This is a genomic window from Hydrogenophaga sp. (genome assembly GCF_018780385.1).
Taxonomy (GTDB): Bacteria; Pseudomonadota; Gammaproteobacteria; order Burkholderiales; family Burkholderiaceae_C; genus Hydrogenophaga.
Genome location: NZ_JADMJO010000057.1, coordinates 15,084 through 28,187, shown reverse-complemented (window position 1 = coordinate 28,187; position 13,104 = coordinate 15,084). Strand labels below are relative to the sequence as shown.

The following is a 13,104-nucleotide window of genomic DNA, read 5'->3' as shown; positions in this document are numbered from 1 at the left end:
ATATCTCAGGAGCTGCAGATGCCGCACTTCACAGCACTGTCATGCCCAACGCCAAATCCTCTGCGCTACCCATGTAAACCAGGTCGCCGTTGAACACCACGGCCGTGGCGGGCAGTTGAAGGGCTCCCACCGTCGTGACGGCGCTCGCGAGCTGAGCGGGGGTGTCGGTGCGGTCCATGAGCAGGCACTCTGTAGCCTCGATGTGGGGATCTGACAGGTGCGCAATCACGTTGGTGTTCTCCTGAAGGCTGCAAGCTTGACGAAAGTCAGCCAATCAATAGCCTTGGCAAGTACCATGGCTTTCGCAGATCCGCGCGCGGCACTGAGGCCACGGCATCACCCACCCATGCACAGGAGATCACATGCTTGCAGTCAAAAAAGCCAGGAAACTCATTCAGACCAGCCCGGAAAGTCCCGGGGCCAAGACACTCGCTGCATTGGTCATCGCACTGGAGTCCGACCAAGCGTTTCCCTTGAGTCAGCTGTACTCACTGAACTACTTGCAATTCGAACTGGCGCTTGAAATACTGGGCGAATGGCGTTTGGACCGCCACTACAGCAGCAAGGGTCGGCTGCTGGACACCTCGCTTCAAGCGTCGGAGCTTGCCGCCGGCTGACTCTGACTCCCGGCCCTGAATGAACACTCGAAAACGGCCAACGGTGTTCATTTGCAATGTGGTGTCCCGATACTTTTCACCCGTCAGGACCAGCGGTATGTACGAAGTGTGCACGTTCAAGATGACAGAGTGATTTCTGCGACAGCCCACGCGGTGTAACCGAGGCAAAGAAATACCTTTGACATGTTCAGCAGGCATCGTGGGTGCATGCTGAACCACTCTGAACCCAGTGCCGCATCTGCATTCCCATCGGGCCGATCTCGAGATATCGCGTGGTTTTGCTGGATGGGTGCTGGCAGAACCGATCACCCCTTGCGACTCAGCTTGGCGATCACCATCGCACACTGGAGTTGGCTGCCGCTGGTTGTTGTGCTCGGATCATCCATGGTCTTCAGGACCAATGCCATCGGCCCAGTGCTGTATGCGCTTGGGGTGGCAACCCTGACGCAAATACTCGTCAAACGGTTGGCGAGATTGCTTTCTTCGCAGCGCCCGTTCGCCATCGGGCTTTGTGCCAACCACCTCCATCATTCGGATCGGGGAGGAATGCCCAGCACCCACGCCTCTGTGATGGTGTGTCTGGCCGGGACGTTGTCGCCGTGGATGGTCGTTTGGCCAGAATTCGCCCTGGTGCCCTTCATCGCCGTGATCACTGCATGGGCGCGGGTGCAGGCGGGAGCCCATTTCCCTTCAGATGTGTTGGCGGGACTTATGCTCGGGGCATCGGCGGGAATTGCGGCGGCTCGTGCCTTCTCGTGGGGTTGATGTCCATGTCAATCTTGGGCGACTCCCACGCTTGTCTTGCCTGCTTCTCGCAGCACGGCAACCATCTGCTATTCGTTGAATCGGCCCTTTCCCCATTAGTTACTCGCGGGTTGGGGGCCATCTTCCTAGAAGTTCTTGGTCCGAAGAAACCGGGCGGGTCAGTGCGGCAACCTGGGGTTCTCTCGGCCTGACTAACCCGTGCCAAAGAGGCGATATACGAACTTCCGTATGGCACCAAAACAGGGTGTTTGAAGAACGTGTCATCAAGTCGTCGAACTTGATGCCGATGATCTGAGTCTACGGGTAAACCTTTATTCAGATCACGCCATGTTCCAAAAGACCATCACTACCTTGGTTCGCCTGGCTACCCCAGTGCGCAACCTGTGGGTTCGAAGTTCGCAGACAGAAGCCACAGCGCTTGATAGCTACTTGAGCCAGGCCCAAAGCATTTCACACCTGGAAGCGCTTCAGCGCAGCTGGGACCGTCGCCAGGACCGCAACCGTGGCTTTGGCCACCATGCGCAGTGAGTTGAGCCATGACCCTCACCGCCATCATCAAAGCAATCCTGAATCTGTTCGCCGAGCCCTCGTTTGAGACCGGAGCCCGCGTGAACCGCCTGTCAAAGGGCGCCCTCGACCGCACCGATGGTTGCGTAGTTGCGCAGACCGAGAAGGGCGTCCTCGTCGAGTGGCCGCGAAACGGCGCCCACTGGGAGATGCCCCATCAACTCTGCCAGCAGATCGCCTGACCGACTGGCCGCATGCCGAGGGAGTTGATGAAAGATTCAACTTCCCAACAAGGCACACTTCCCCGTGGTCATGCTGATCGGCGCCCTGTACTACTCCAAGCAGCAGACCCAACCAGATGTGGGAGGGTATAGCGGGTTCCTTCTAGCGCTTTTTGTCTTGTTGTTGGTGGGTCTGTCGTTCTGGTACGTGATCGAACGACGAACTCCAGCAGTCAAGCGAATTGTCTTTAACCTCGCGCAGACCACGTTGACGAGGCGGAACGCGAACTGAACCGCACCCGCTTGGCGTGTCGACTCAGCCCGGCAATACCCAGCGCAGTGGCTAGGTGCGTTTTGCCCGTGCCAGGCCCACCGATCAGTACCGCGTTCTGCGCATCGTCGGTGAAGGACAGGTCTGAGAGTTTCTGGATCAGCGCCTTGTCCACCTGCGACACCTCGAAGTTGAACCCGGCCAAGTCCCGGTGCATGGGGAAGCGGGCCGACTTCATCTGGTGCGCAATGGAGCGCATCGCCCGGTCCGCATCTTCGGCCTGCAACAAATGCTCCACCAGCCAGCGTGAGGTAGCCAGCGTCGAGTCCCCGCCTTGCTCGACCAGATCCGCCCAGGCCACGGCCATGCCGTTCAACCTCAATGCCTTGAGCTGCGCGTGAACATCCCGTGTCGTATCACGCATGACGCACCTCCTGGTCATCCAGGTGGGTGGGTCGCAGCCGGTCGTGCCGCGCGGTGTCGGCCTTGGGCGCCAAGGTCAATTGCAGCGCGGTCTCGGTCTGCATGGGGGTCACCGGATTGTTCAGCCGCGCCAGCACATTGCGAACGTGCTCCACGCTGATGCTGCCGCTGGGTGCCATGCCTTCGAGCACCAGCTCTACAGCCACCAGCACCGTCTCCAAACCCGCCTGCGGAACCACGGCGAGCACCTGCGCCATGACGCGGTCTCTCCCTATGCCGCCATAGCGTCCGCCACGAGCAATCTGCGGCGCTTGGTAATACCTGCAGTTCAGGCGATGAGGAAGCGGTAGGCGGCGCGCTGCCAGCCGGGTCGCAAAGTTCGATGACTGCAGTACTCTGTACAGTCGCCACTCGGGCCAGCACCAGGCATCGCGCCCAATAGCTGCTTCTTAGCAGACAGCACGAATACGCATGGTCGTATCCTACGGCTGCAGTCGCTGCACGGCTGCCCTACAGCGATGAAGTTGAGAACTGCAGCGAAGCTTTGGCTCGGGCCTTGACGTTTCGAAAACACATGTTATCGATACAGGGACCCCCAGATTTTTCTGCAGCGTGCAGGGAAGGGGAGACACCCACCGTCAATGCACTCTCACGAACACACCTCCGATTCCATTGCCTCTCACATCCACAGGCCCCCGTGCTGGCCCGAGCTTGCCGCAGGCGCCACACGCTTCGCACAACTGGGTCTCATGACCATCGAGACCCAGTGGCTGGCCAACTTCGCCAGCACCTGCACCCGGCGCGCTTACGCCGCCGACGTCCGGGACTTTGCGGCGTTCTCGGGGTTGCAAACCCCGTCCGAGTTGCTGCAGGTCGCGCGCTCCCATGTGCTGGCCTGGCGCCACCACCTGCAGGCCCAAGGCCTGTCGCCGAGCACGCAGCGGCGCAAGCTCGCGGCCCTGTCCTCGCTGCTGGAGCATCTGGTCGATGAGCAGCTCATCCCCACGAACCCGGCACGCGGCGTGCGCAGGCCACGCCTGGAGAGTCACGAGGGCAGGACCCCGGCGCTCTCACTGGAGCAAGCCCAGGCCCTGCTGGAGGCGCCCGATGCGAACACGCTCAAGGGCCTCAGAGACCGCGCTATCCTGGCCGTCATGCTGCTGGGCGGTCTGCGCCGCGCCGAGGTGGTGGCCCTCAGGGTGCGGGATTTTGATTGTCAGCGCGCGGGTGTGTCGCACCTGCGAGTGTTGGGTAAGGGTGGCAAGACGCGGTTCATTGCCGCTGCACCCCTCATGCGCGAGAGGGTGCAGCGCTACCTGGCGATGAGGGGCGCACAGCCTCAAAGCGATGAGCGCCTGTTCGTTCGGATGAAGGCTGTCCGCCGTCACTCCGGTGCCGGGTGCGATGTCAATCCTCAAGGTCGTCCTATCGAGGAAGACGGTGGACTATTGAATGACAGCGGCAGCACCGGGCGACGCACCAGCGCGCCCCTGGAAATTGGGCCGTACACCGCGTCGTTCGAGCGCAGGCCGAAGAGTCCTCAAAATCTACAGACCAACGCTTCTAATCAGTCGCGGCGTCAGGGGCAGCCCGACACACCACTCAAGTCTTCTGGACTCACTGCGGGCGCTGTGGCCCAGCGCATTGTGCAGCCCTACTTGGCGCAGATCGGAGTGGTGGGGGAGCGGTTTTCTGCGCATGCGCTGCGGGTCACAGCCGCCACGCTCGCTTTGCGTGAGCGCGCCGATCTCAACGAAGTGCGGCACTTCCTGGGGCACGCCTGCATCACGACAACCACCGCCTACGACCGGCGCTGGAGCGATGAGAACCAGCCAGTGAGCCTGGTCCTTCCGCTGGGCTGAGGTCCTCGGCGGCAGGGGGCCTGCGGCAGTGCAGTGTGAGTCGATGTCCATCTCATTTTGGTCATCGACATCTGAGCGAGAGGATCTGCAAAAAGAGGATCTTGTGGACTTGACGTGGAGAGATTTCGTGAGAGCTTGGATGAAAGGAGATCACGAAATGACAACCGTAGCGACCAAACCATCCCATTGCGTTGAACCAAAATTCACCACCGAATGCTCGCATAAACGCATATCCAAATGCACGCCCGAGGTCGGTCTCGTGCACCGTATCGACGTCGGTATCCACATGCTCGCCACCGAGCGTCTCATCATCGAATTGCGCAGCATGGACGCAGGCGAACTGACCACCCTCTATTCTTGGGTGGGTCGGGTTGTCGATCCGGCATGGGTGCGCACTCTCATTGCAAGTCCACAGGCGCTGGAGTGGCGCGATGTCCGGCGTAACCATCTTCGTGGTGGTGAGTCGTACGCCCGTCAGCACACACTGTACGTTCATATTTACGCACCTTTCGAACCTCGCGCGAACGACGCGAACACCCATGAGCGTGTTCAGCGTCGCTTCCTCGATTGGTACGCCTCAGGGGTTGCCAGTACTTCACGTCAATCTTGAGCGTGGTGTCCGCAAAAGATCGAGAGTGATCAATTCCCGCGATAGCCAACTGCGTTGTGTTAATGCTAGTTGGGCACCCGTGGCTCCTAAATTGCCAGTTTATCCTGGGCCCGTGCCGCCCGTGCCGGATAGCCGAATCTGTAATCGCGAGCGTCTAGGAGTGGTTGGCACACCGTCGTCGAGCTGCACACATAGGCCGATGAGATTAACGAACTTTACGAACTTGACGTACAAATCGAAGTGATCGAGAATGCCTTTACGCGCTGCAACGAGGCAGCTCGTGAACCGGAGAGCACACATGCTGACTTGGGACGAACCCACGAAATCTGGCCACCCTGCGAGGTCCAGCGTCTTTGCCTGTTACCAAATCATTCGCCGCAATGGGGCCGTCGTATCGTTTGAGCCCTCAAAAATCGCCCTAGCCATCATGAAGGTGTTCCTGGCGGTGCGTGCCACCAGCGAGATTGCGCAGCGCACCTGTAGTAGGTGGCTTGACGATGTGTGGAACGCGCTCATTCCACCCAAGGGCAGTGCACCTGTGATTGCGAGAGCAACTGCGTGCGATCGGCCGCTCTCTCAGGCCTCGCATCAACGCCAGGTCAAGCAGCCTGGGTTCTTCGGCAGCAGCAAGCCCGATATGCGCAATGCACCCTGAACGGGTGTTCAAGACACGACCGCCATGAACACATTGACTTCTCCTTTTTCTGTTGCCCTTGACTCTCTCAACCCACATCGCTCCAGTACGGTCGACCCCTACGCCAGTGAGGCGCAGACGACTGTGTTGTTGCGCCGTGGTGCCGAGTACCGGCGCCAACGAATCATTGCCTCGGACATGATCACGACTGAAGAAGCGGCGGAGCTAAGCGGGACGACCCGCGTGACGATCAACGCTTGGATCAAGAGTGGCCGCTGCATCGGCGTGACGCATTTGCGTCGTGGCTTCAAGATTCCGAAATGGCAGTTTGAGCCCTACGTCTTCCCGGTGATTCAGGCGCTGTCTGAAGCCTTGGGCACCGCCGATGGTTGGCAAATGCTGTCGTTTTTGGAAACGCCGCACGACGCACTTGACGGACTGGCGCCACGCATCGCCCTGGAGCAGGGCGTGCCTGGCCGTCGCATCGTTGATCTGGCAACAGCAGAAGGGCATTGAGCTTGCCTGCACATGAAATTCAAAGACCTGAACCCACCCGTTGTAGAACTCCCATCCCCCTGCGTACTGCACCGCGTCCAGCTGATCCGGCCCCGAGCCAGTAGTCTGCGAATGAATGGTTTGTCCATGCCCCCCGTCGGCTTGATGCAAGGTCGATTTTGTTTGTCAAACGAGCCTGTTGCCTACTCGGCAGATAGCCCCGAGACAGCGCTTTACGAATCGTTGCTCAGGCGTGAAACTGTGAGCAGAGCCCTTTCTGATCTGCGCCGCAGATGCCTGGTTGAGTTCGTGACAACAGGCTCATTGCGTTTGGCCGACCTGCGCGGCCTTGCCGAGCCCTACCCCGTGCTGCAGTCGCTACGAATAACGCAAACACAGGAGCTGGCCGTCGAGTGCAGAGCGATGGCGCTGGATGGCGTGGTCTACGCGTCAGCGCAACATCCCCAGCACTTCTGTGTTGCGCTGTTCCATTCCGGCATCGGACTACTGAGCAAGCGAGGCTCGCAACGACTCGTTAAACCAAGGACCAATCGGCTGCTGCAGGTGTTGGAGATCGCATTATGGAATTCGGGTGTGCCGTTAGACGCGAGTTGATCATTGTTGGGCGGTTGTAGGCGGCTCCCCGCATGAGGCATGGCAGCAGTCGCGTTTGAACGCTTCCTCCTCACGTTCTGGCTTACGGCGCTATTCATAAGCTGTACAGCGTATTGAGCATTTTCAGCGTATCATATCTCTGAACGCATAAATACGCTGTACAGCACATCATCACGGAGGTCGCTCCATGCTTCAGGAACGCCACGCCACCGAAAAGCTCCTCGATCACTTCCGCACAGCACTCAGTGAACGATTCCCGGTTCAGAGCATGGAGGTCGAGCACGAACCCAGGCTGCGCGACGGGCGCCGCGGTGACCTTGGTCTGGCGATCACCATCGACGGCGAGCAGAACCATGTCCTGGTTGAATTCAAGCGACACGCCTTTCCGCGGGATATCGAGGTGGCGCGAAGGCAACTCGCTGACTTCGCTGGCGCTGACCCGCGCATCAACCAGGTCATGGTCTGGGCGGAATCGCTCAGCGAAGGGGCCCGAAAATCGCTGGAGTCCGCCGGTATCGGCTACTTCGACGGCAGCGGCAGCCTCTCCATTCGGTTGGGCGCGCGCCAACTGCTCATCGACCGCCCCCCCCTGAAGCCCAGTTGGCGGGACGTAGGCTCTCTTTTTACGCCCGAGCGCGAAAAAGTGCTGCACGCCCTGCTGCTGCACTGGGACGCCTGGCGCACAGGCTCCGACCTCGCGCAGGCGTCAGGTGCCAGCCCAAATACGGTCTCTGTGCTCATGCGCGAGTTGGAGAAGCGCGGCATGGTCCAGAGCGAAGGAAACGGGCGCAGTGTGCGCCGCCAGCTAACGGATCCAGAGGTCCTTCTGGACACATGGGCAAAGGACTGGGGGAGCAGAAAGGTCAGCAAGCCCCGCTGGTTCGCCTTCACCCAGAACCCGGCCTCCCTTGGGGAGATGCTGGCCAAACGTATGGGAGAAGGACATCACAATGACTGGGCCTTCACTGGACAGTACGCTGCGAACAGCATTGCGCAACTTCTCACCGCCGTCAGCGGCTATGACTTGATCGTGCCGCTAGGGGCGACCTCGGCTGTTGCCGAGCAGCTGGGACTCAAGCGCGCCGACAGAGGCTTTAACGTCACTCTCCACGAGTGCGAAGATTTCGCTCTGCAGCATCGCCTCCACCTGGCTGATCGACCGGGATGGTTTGCCAGCCCGGTTGTCCAATACTTGGAACTGGCAAACGCAGGCGGGCGCAGCGGGGAACTGGCAGGCCAAGTGAAGAAGCAACTTCTCGCTGGAGGTGCACGCGATGTCTGACTCCAAGCCAGAAAGCGCGTCGGGCTATTCACTTGAAGTCACCGAGGCTTGTGAACAGGCGCTGGTCACCGTACTCGGGTGCATGGGCAGCCTGAAGGACACGGTACGCTTGGTCGGTGGACTGGTGCCCAGGTATCTCACCCCGGAGAGCCCGCCCGAGGTGCCAGCGCACGCGGGCACCTCTGACCTTGATCTGGTGATCGACCTCGCCGTGATCGCCGCCGGCGAGGACTACACCCCCATCTCGACCCGCCTCAAAGAACGTGGGTTTTCGAAGATGAAAAGGGAGCAGGGCGGTGTGTCCTCATGGCAGTGGGAGGCCAAGACAGAGCGGGGCGTGCCGGTGCGCGTGGAGTTTCTGTGCGATGCGACTGGCGACGAACCCGCGCGGCTTCGCTCGCTGGGTGCGGAATCGATTTCGGCGATGGCCATCCCTCACATGTCGATTGCGCAAACCCTCTATGAAACGAAAGAGGTGAAAGCGCAACTGCTGGACGGCAAGGGCGTTGCCGTGGAGCGCATTCACTACGCCAACCAGCTGGCATTTGTTGTGCTCAAGGCCATCGCGTTCGACCAGCGCGGCGCGAACAAGGACGTGGGGGATCTCATCCACGTTTTGCAGTACGGCAGCGACTTGGAGGAGGGCGCTCGCGCGTTCGCGGCGCAGTTCAAACAGGGTGCCCACCGTGCTGCGCTGGAGAGCGCGTTGGACTGCCTTCGACGCAGCTTCTGCGCCCGCGGTGACACGGAGGGCCATTTCATGAAGGGTTCGGTCGCCTACGGCCGATTTCACAAGCCCGACAACGTCGACGAACGCCTGCAGTTGCAACTTCAGGCCAGTGCTCTGGTGGATATGTATGTACAGCTGGTCCAGGCGGAAATTGAAAAGGGCTGAGTCCGCGACGGCCCGCAAACGAAGCTTGGGACACGGCGAGGCTGGCCGCAGACTGCTCGAAAAGAGAAAGAGGGCACGATAGCCCCCTTTGCACGAGATCAGCGCCGATTACAGAGCGGCGTCCTTGACCTTCTTGAAGAAGCGAGCCTTGACCTTGACCGATGCGGGCTTGGCGGCAAACATGCGCTCGACCTTGGTGAATGGGTCAATTCCCTTGCGGGCCTTCTTGGCAGGCACTTGGGTGGCAGCGACTTTGAAGACGCCTGGCCAAGTGAACTCGCCCGCGCCCTTCTTGGACAAAGACGCGAGGATGGCCGCCTCCAGTGAGCCGAGCACGGCCTTGACCGTTTTGGGCTCGGCACCGGAGGCTTGCACCAGGTGGGCGACCAGCGTGGTCTTGTTGAAAGTTTCCTTGATCGGCTTGAGCACGCTCACCTGTTTGGTGACGGTCTTCTTCGCGGCTGCCTTGGGGGCTGCCTTCTTTGCAGTGGCCATTCTTTTGTGACTCCACGGTTGGGTAAATAGGACGCTGCGCCATTCGCGCAGTACGTGGAGTTTATGGCGGCAGGAGAGGCGCCTTTTTCTCGCATGGCATGAGTTGCTCAATCCATGTGCTGGTCTCGACACCGCAGCCGGTCTGTTGAGCGCCACAAGTGCGGCCTCTCAGTGGAACGTTGGTCGGCGGCTGTAGACGTTTTGCCGAACGATTGATAACATGTAGATGTTTTTCCAGTTTCAAAGATGTTCTGGCGATTGCAACGTCCTGCTGGTCGCTCCAACACACAAAACCCATGCCGCATCCCACTCCTCGCCTGTACTTGGGTTACGAGTCGTTAATCCGACGTTTCGGTTTGCGCGTGCCGCCTCTGCAGCGGATTTTTGTGGCGACCGAGCAGACGCTGGAAAGGCATACCTTCACCCCAGACGGCAGTGAGCGCATCGAGTTGCCTTTGAGGCGCCTGAGCGATCCCGAGGCATATACGGGCCAACTCACCTTTGCGCTCAAGCGAGAGCACTTGAACCTGACGGTGCTGGGGGCGCTCTTTGAACATCAAGAGGCTCGTGACGGCGTACAGGAATGGCTGCATGCCATGCCCAGCTCGCGTTACTCTCGAATGGCTGGCCACCTCGTGGAATGGCTCTCTGAGCACAAGTTGGACTACGACATGCCCGCCGGCAACCCGCGAATTTTCTTGCTCGACCCGGTGCACCATGTTTGCGGGCCCAAGGTGCTGGACGCCAAGTTCGGCATCATCAACAACGTGCTTGGTGGTCGCGCGTACAGCCCGCTCGTTCGTCGAACGCCTCGGCTTACAGCCTTGCTGGAGGAGGGACTTGCTGAGAAGGTGAAAACCGCCATGAGCAGCATCGAACCCGAGATGCTGGCCCGCGCGGTGGACTACCTCTACCTGTCCGAGACTCGCTCGACCTACAACATCGAAAACGAAATCCCCGACAGCCATCGCGCGGGCCGGTTTCGCAAGCTGCTGGAATCCGCCGGCGAACCCGGCCCACTCACGGAAGAGCAACTGTGTGCCTGGCAGAACCAGATCGTCAGCGACCACGCAGCGGAGTACCAGTACCGCCCCAAGCAGAACTGGTTGTCCCGTCCAGGGCGTATGCGCAACATCGCAGACTTCATTCCACCGCCCGTCGCACTGGTCGACCCCATGATGGATGACGTTGCCGCACTGGCAACAGCCGCGTCCAACGGCGAGCTCGATCCTGTTGTCGCGGCCACTTGCGCCTCGTTCGGTCTGGTGTTTGTGCACCCCTTCTTTGACGGCAACGGGCGACTGCACCGGTTCTTGCTCCACCACGTGCTTCGCCAGGCCGGTTTCACCCCCGGGGGCGTCGTGCTGCCTTTGTCGGCCCGCATGCTGAGCCAGCTTGAGCGCTACTCGAAGCTGTTGAAGAGCTATTCACGCCCACGCACGGATCTGCTGGAATACATGCTGGACGGCGATAGCGCAACGATCCTGGTCAAGTCACCACAGCCGCAGTGGCTGTACGCTTACTTCGACGCAACCGACCTGTGCGAATTCATCCTGGAATGCTGCAAGCTGTGCGTTGAAGAGGATCTGCTGTCCGAGGTGATCTACCTGCGCGCTCACGACAACACGGTCAAGGACTTGGAAGCCTGGCTGGACATGCGCCAGTCCCAGCTGAATACCCTCATCGATGTCATCGTTCAGGGCAACGGCACGCTGTCCAAACGCAAGCGCAAACTGGCGGAAGGCCTGACCGATGAGCAACTTGCCAGGGTGGAGTCCGTCGTAGGCGAGCACTTTGCGGCATACATCGACGCCCGCGTCTGAGTAGATGTTTTTCCGTGGATACGGGCGTTGGTAGACGAATTTCCGCAGTCAAAGACGTTTTTTCAAGTGGTTGGTTTTGGAATGAACGTTTCTGCCACCGCTCGTGCTTCCGGGCTTGGCCCGTCCGAACCAAGGAATTTGCCGTATGACCTCTTGGTCGGCACGGTAAGGTCACGGCCCTGGTGTGCGTTTTCTGGTTATCTACCCAGCATGCTGAGCCTATGCACGACCCTGCACCTCGGCCGACATGCCGCGCCAGGGAACGTCGCTTACTTTGGTAGAGGAGAGCAACACTAGACTAGCTTCTTCGGCGGCGTTCATATGGCGCGCGCCAGCGGGTGCTCACTGCCGGCCTGGATAGCGGCGCTCCAGGACAGTAGACTATCTTCATGATCGGGCGCTGCCAGCGCCGTGACCAACGTCGACTTGCCTTCGGTGAACGTGCTCGCCTTGTCGATCGCGACGGTGTCGACACTGTGCGCGACCTCCAGAGTTTCGGCATCCTTGATCAGTATGCCTTGGCGAACGGCCACCCCGGTGCCGGCCATGCTGCCTGTGGACGTCGCAAGGTCCACGGCCCACGGCACGCGGACACGCGATCAACAGCACCACCGGAACAAGGACGGCACTCACGCGGTCAACGCTACGCTGTAGCGGCGCTTTCTCGGCCTGCGCCGACTCGACCATACGAACGATGCGCGAGAGCGTGGACTCCGCGCCCACCGCAGTGGTTTCCACCCGCAGCAGTACCCGGGCATTGACGGCGCCGCCGGTGACCTTGTCGCCCGCGTGCTTGGCCACCGGCAGACTCTCGCCTGTGATCAGCGATTCGTCCACCCGGCTGGAGCCGATGGTGACTACACCGTCGACCGGAATACGCTCTCCCGGGCGCACCACCACGATGCCCCCGATCTTTACCTGCGAAATCGCAATATCCACGTTGCCATAAGGCATACGTGCGCGTGCCACCTTGGGCTTGAGGGTGTTGAGCGCCGCGATGACGGCGGTGGTATGGCGCTTGGCGCGCGACTTGAGCCATTTGCCCAGCAGAACCAGTGTGACGATCACCGCTGCGGCTTCGAAGTACGGGTGCGGCGTGCCGTGCTCCGCGTGCTTGAACAGCAGATAGACGCTCAGGCCGTATCCGGCGCTGGTACCCTGGGCCACCAACAGGTCCATGTTGCCGGCACCTGCTCGCACGGCATTCCAGCCCGCGCGGTAGAGGCGCGCGTCCAGCCAGTACTGCACCGGTGTGGCCAGTGCCAGCCTTCCAGTCTGTTCGGTGGCGAACCGACCATCGTGCTGCGCCGCCGCACACTTTATTGGTCGGGGACCGTCTTCCGGCCAGCTTTCTTGATTTGCATCAAGACGGCTTGAGCCCACATGTTTAGCCTTGAATTGTTTCCACAGTTCGTCTGACCAAGATGCACATTCACCGCCGCTCGCTGCGCCATGCCACCAGGATCATCCTGGCGGTGTGGCTGTTTGCATTGGGCGCCGGGGTGGCCAATGCCTGCCTCTTGAGCGAGCCTGACCACGGCGGTCACGATTCTTCAACGGTGTCACCACACCATGAATCGGTTGCACAA

15 protein-coding genes and 2 pseudogenes are annotated in these 13,104 nt (G+C 60.3%); 12 read left to right on the top strand and 5 right to left on the bottom strand.

Going from position 1 to position 13,104, the window contains the following annotated elements:
* Window positions 1-28: 28 nt before the first annotated feature.
* Entirely contained in the window at window positions 29-229 is a 201-nt protein-coding gene (locus tag IV113_RS17855; RefSeq protein WP_291087672.1) for a hypothetical protein, read from the bottom strand.
* A gap of 133 nt (window positions 230-362) precedes the next feature.
* Here IV113_RS17855 and IV113_RS17850 point away from each other — a divergent pair, with 133 nt between their 5' ends.
* The 4 genes from IV113_RS17850 to IV113_RS17835 all read left to right on the top strand — a co-directional run bounded on the left by IV113_RS17850 (window position 363) and on the right by IV113_RS17835 (window position 2,131).
* On the top strand, window positions 363-617 hold the full coding sequence (locus tag IV113_RS17850) for a hypothetical protein (RefSeq protein WP_291087671.1): 255 nt from the start codon (window positions 363-365) through the stop codon (window positions 615-617).
* Window positions 618-941: 324 nt separating this feature from the next.
* Window positions 942-1,382 (top strand): phosphatase PAP2 family protein, encoded by a 441-nt coding sequence (locus IV113_RS17845; RefSeq protein ID WP_291087668.1) that lies wholly within the window; start codon window positions 942-944, stop codon window positions 1,380-1,382.
* Between the two features lie 327 nt (window positions 1,383-1,709).
* Complete coding sequence (locus IV113_RS17840; RefSeq protein WP_291087667.1) at window positions 1,710-1,910, top strand: hypothetical protein; 201 nt, start codon at window positions 1,710-1,712, stop codon at window positions 1,908-1,910.
* 8 nt (window positions 1,911-1,918) lie between these two features.
* Window positions 1,919-2,131 carry a hypothetical protein gene (locus IV113_RS17835; protein ID WP_291087664.1) on the top strand — a complete coding sequence of 71 codons (213 nt, stop codon included), beginning with the start codon at window positions 1,919-1,921 and terminating at the stop codon, window positions 2,129-2,131.
* 263 nt (window positions 2,132-2,394) lie between these two features.
* Here IV113_RS17835 and IV113_RS17830 read toward each other — a convergent pair.
* Window positions 2,395-2,805, bottom strand: a pseudogene (locus IV113_RS17830) (ATP-binding protein); the annotation flags it as partial.
* A pseudogene (locus tag IV113_RS17825) lies at window positions 2,798-3,076 on the bottom strand (IS21 family transposase); the annotation flags it as partial. The pseudogenes IV113_RS17830 and IV113_RS17825, both read right to left, overlap by 8 nt.
* Before the next feature lie 477 nt (window positions 3,077-3,553).
* Here IV113_RS17825 and IV113_RS17820 point away from each other — a divergent pair.
* From IV113_RS17820 to IV113_RS17790, 7 genes are all read left to right on the top strand, one after another.
* Window positions 3,554-4,666, top strand: coding sequence for a tyrosine-type recombinase/integrase (locus IV113_RS17820; RefSeq protein WP_291087662.1), 1,113 nt, complete (start codon window positions 3,554-3,556; stop codon window positions 4,664-4,666).
* A gap of 157 nt (window positions 4,667-4,823) precedes the next feature.
* Window positions 4,824-5,276 (top strand): hypothetical protein, encoded by a 453-nt coding sequence (locus tag IV113_RS17815; RefSeq protein WP_291087659.1) that lies wholly within the window; start codon window positions 4,824-4,826, stop codon window positions 5,274-5,276.
* Window positions 5,277-5,574: 298 nt separating this feature from the next.
* Entirely contained in the window at window positions 5,575-5,931 is a 357-nt protein-coding gene (locus IV113_RS17810) for a hypothetical protein (protein ID WP_291087714.1), read from the top strand.
* Window positions 5,932-5,955: 24 nt separating this feature from the next.
* The gene (locus IV113_RS17805) at window positions 5,956-6,426 is read left to right on the top strand and encodes a hypothetical protein (protein ID WP_291087657.1); all 471 of its coding nucleotides are present in this window, start codon (window positions 5,956-5,958) and stop codon (window positions 6,424-6,426) included.
* A gap of 12 nt (window positions 6,427-6,438) precedes the next feature.
* Window positions 6,439-7,020 carry an RES family NAD+ phosphorylase gene (locus tag IV113_RS17800; RefSeq protein ID WP_291087654.1) on the top strand — a complete coding sequence of 194 codons (582 nt, stop codon included), beginning with the start codon at window positions 6,439-6,441 and terminating at the stop codon, window positions 7,018-7,020.
* A 187-nt stretch (window positions 7,021-7,207) separates the two neighbouring features.
* Window positions 7,208-8,302: a hypothetical protein gene (locus IV113_RS17795; RefSeq protein WP_291087652.1), complete on the top strand. Its 1,095-nt coding sequence runs from the start codon at window positions 7,208-7,210 to the stop codon at window positions 8,300-8,302.
* On the top strand, window positions 8,295-9,197 hold the full coding sequence (locus tag IV113_RS17790) for a hypothetical protein (protein ID WP_069047377.1): 903 nt from the start codon (window positions 8,295-8,297) through the stop codon (window positions 9,195-9,197). The genes IV113_RS17795 and IV113_RS17790 overlap by 8 nt, the downstream gene beginning before the upstream one ends.
* Before the next feature lie 108 nt (window positions 9,198-9,305).
* Here IV113_RS17790 and IV113_RS17785 read toward each other — a convergent pair whose 3' ends face one another.
* The gene (locus IV113_RS17785) at window positions 9,306-9,692 is read right to left on the bottom strand and encodes an HU family DNA-binding protein (RefSeq protein WP_291087649.1); all 387 of its coding nucleotides are present in this window, start codon (window positions 9,690-9,692) and stop codon (window positions 9,306-9,308) included.
* Between the two features lie 296 nt (window positions 9,693-9,988).
* Between IV113_RS17785 and IV113_RS17780 the strand changes: the two genes are divergently transcribed.
* Entirely contained in the window at window positions 9,989-11,515 is a 1,527-nt protein-coding gene (locus IV113_RS17780) for a Fic family protein (RefSeq protein WP_291087647.1), read from the top strand.
* Between the two features lie 387 nt (window positions 11,516-11,902).
* On the opposite strand, the gene IV113_RS17775 is transcribed toward IV113_RS17780, so the two are convergent.
* A complete protein-coding gene (locus tag IV113_RS17775; RefSeq protein WP_363318639.1) occupies window positions 11,903-12,763 on the bottom strand; it encodes a hypothetical protein in 861 nt (286 codons plus the stop codon).
* Window positions 12,764-13,104 lie beyond the last annotated feature (341 nt).

Coding starts and splice junctions, on each gene's coding strand:
- IV113_RS17850 (WP_291087671.1), top strand. CDS start 363: ATGCTTGCAGTCAAAAAAGCCAGGAAACTCATTCAGACCAGCCCGGAA.
- IV113_RS17840 (WP_291087667.1), top strand. CDS start 1,710: ATGTTCCAAAAGACCATCACTACCTTGGTTCGCCTGGCTACCCCAGTG.
- IV113_RS17835 (WP_291087664.1), top strand. CDS start 1,919: ATGACCCTCACCGCCATCATCAAAGCAATCCTGAATCTGTTCGCCGAG.
- IV113_RS17820 (WP_291087662.1), top strand. CDS start 3,554: ATGACCATCGAGACCCAGTGGCTGGCCAACTTCGCCAGCACCTGCACC.
- IV113_RS17815 (WP_291087659.1), top strand. CDS start 4,824: ATGACAACCGTAGCGACCAAACCATCCCATTGCGTTGAACCAAAATTC.
- IV113_RS17810 (WP_291087714.1), top strand. CDS start 5,575: ATGCTGACTTGGGACGAACCCACGAAATCTGGCCACCCTGCGAGGTCC.
- IV113_RS17805 (WP_291087657.1), top strand. CDS start 5,956: ATGAACACATTGACTTCTCCTTTTTCTGTTGCCCTTGACTCTCTCAAC.
- IV113_RS17800 (WP_291087654.1), top strand. CDS start 6,439: ATGAAATTCAAAGACCTGAACCCACCCGTTGTAGAACTCCCATCCCCC.
- IV113_RS17795 (WP_291087652.1), top strand. CDS start 7,208: ATGCTTCAGGAACGCCACGCCACCGAAAAGCTCCTCGATCACTTCCGC.
- IV113_RS17790 (WP_069047377.1), top strand. CDS start 8,295: ATGTCTGACTCCAAGCCAGAAAGCGCGTCGGGCTATTCACTTGAAGTC.
- IV113_RS17785 (WP_291087649.1), bottom strand. CDS start 9,692: ATGGCCACTGCAAAGAAGGCAGCCCCCAAGGCAGCCGCGAAGAAGACC.
- IV113_RS17780 (WP_291087647.1), top strand. CDS start 9,989: ATGCCGCATCCCACTCCTCGCCTGTACTTGGGTTACGAGTCGTTAATC.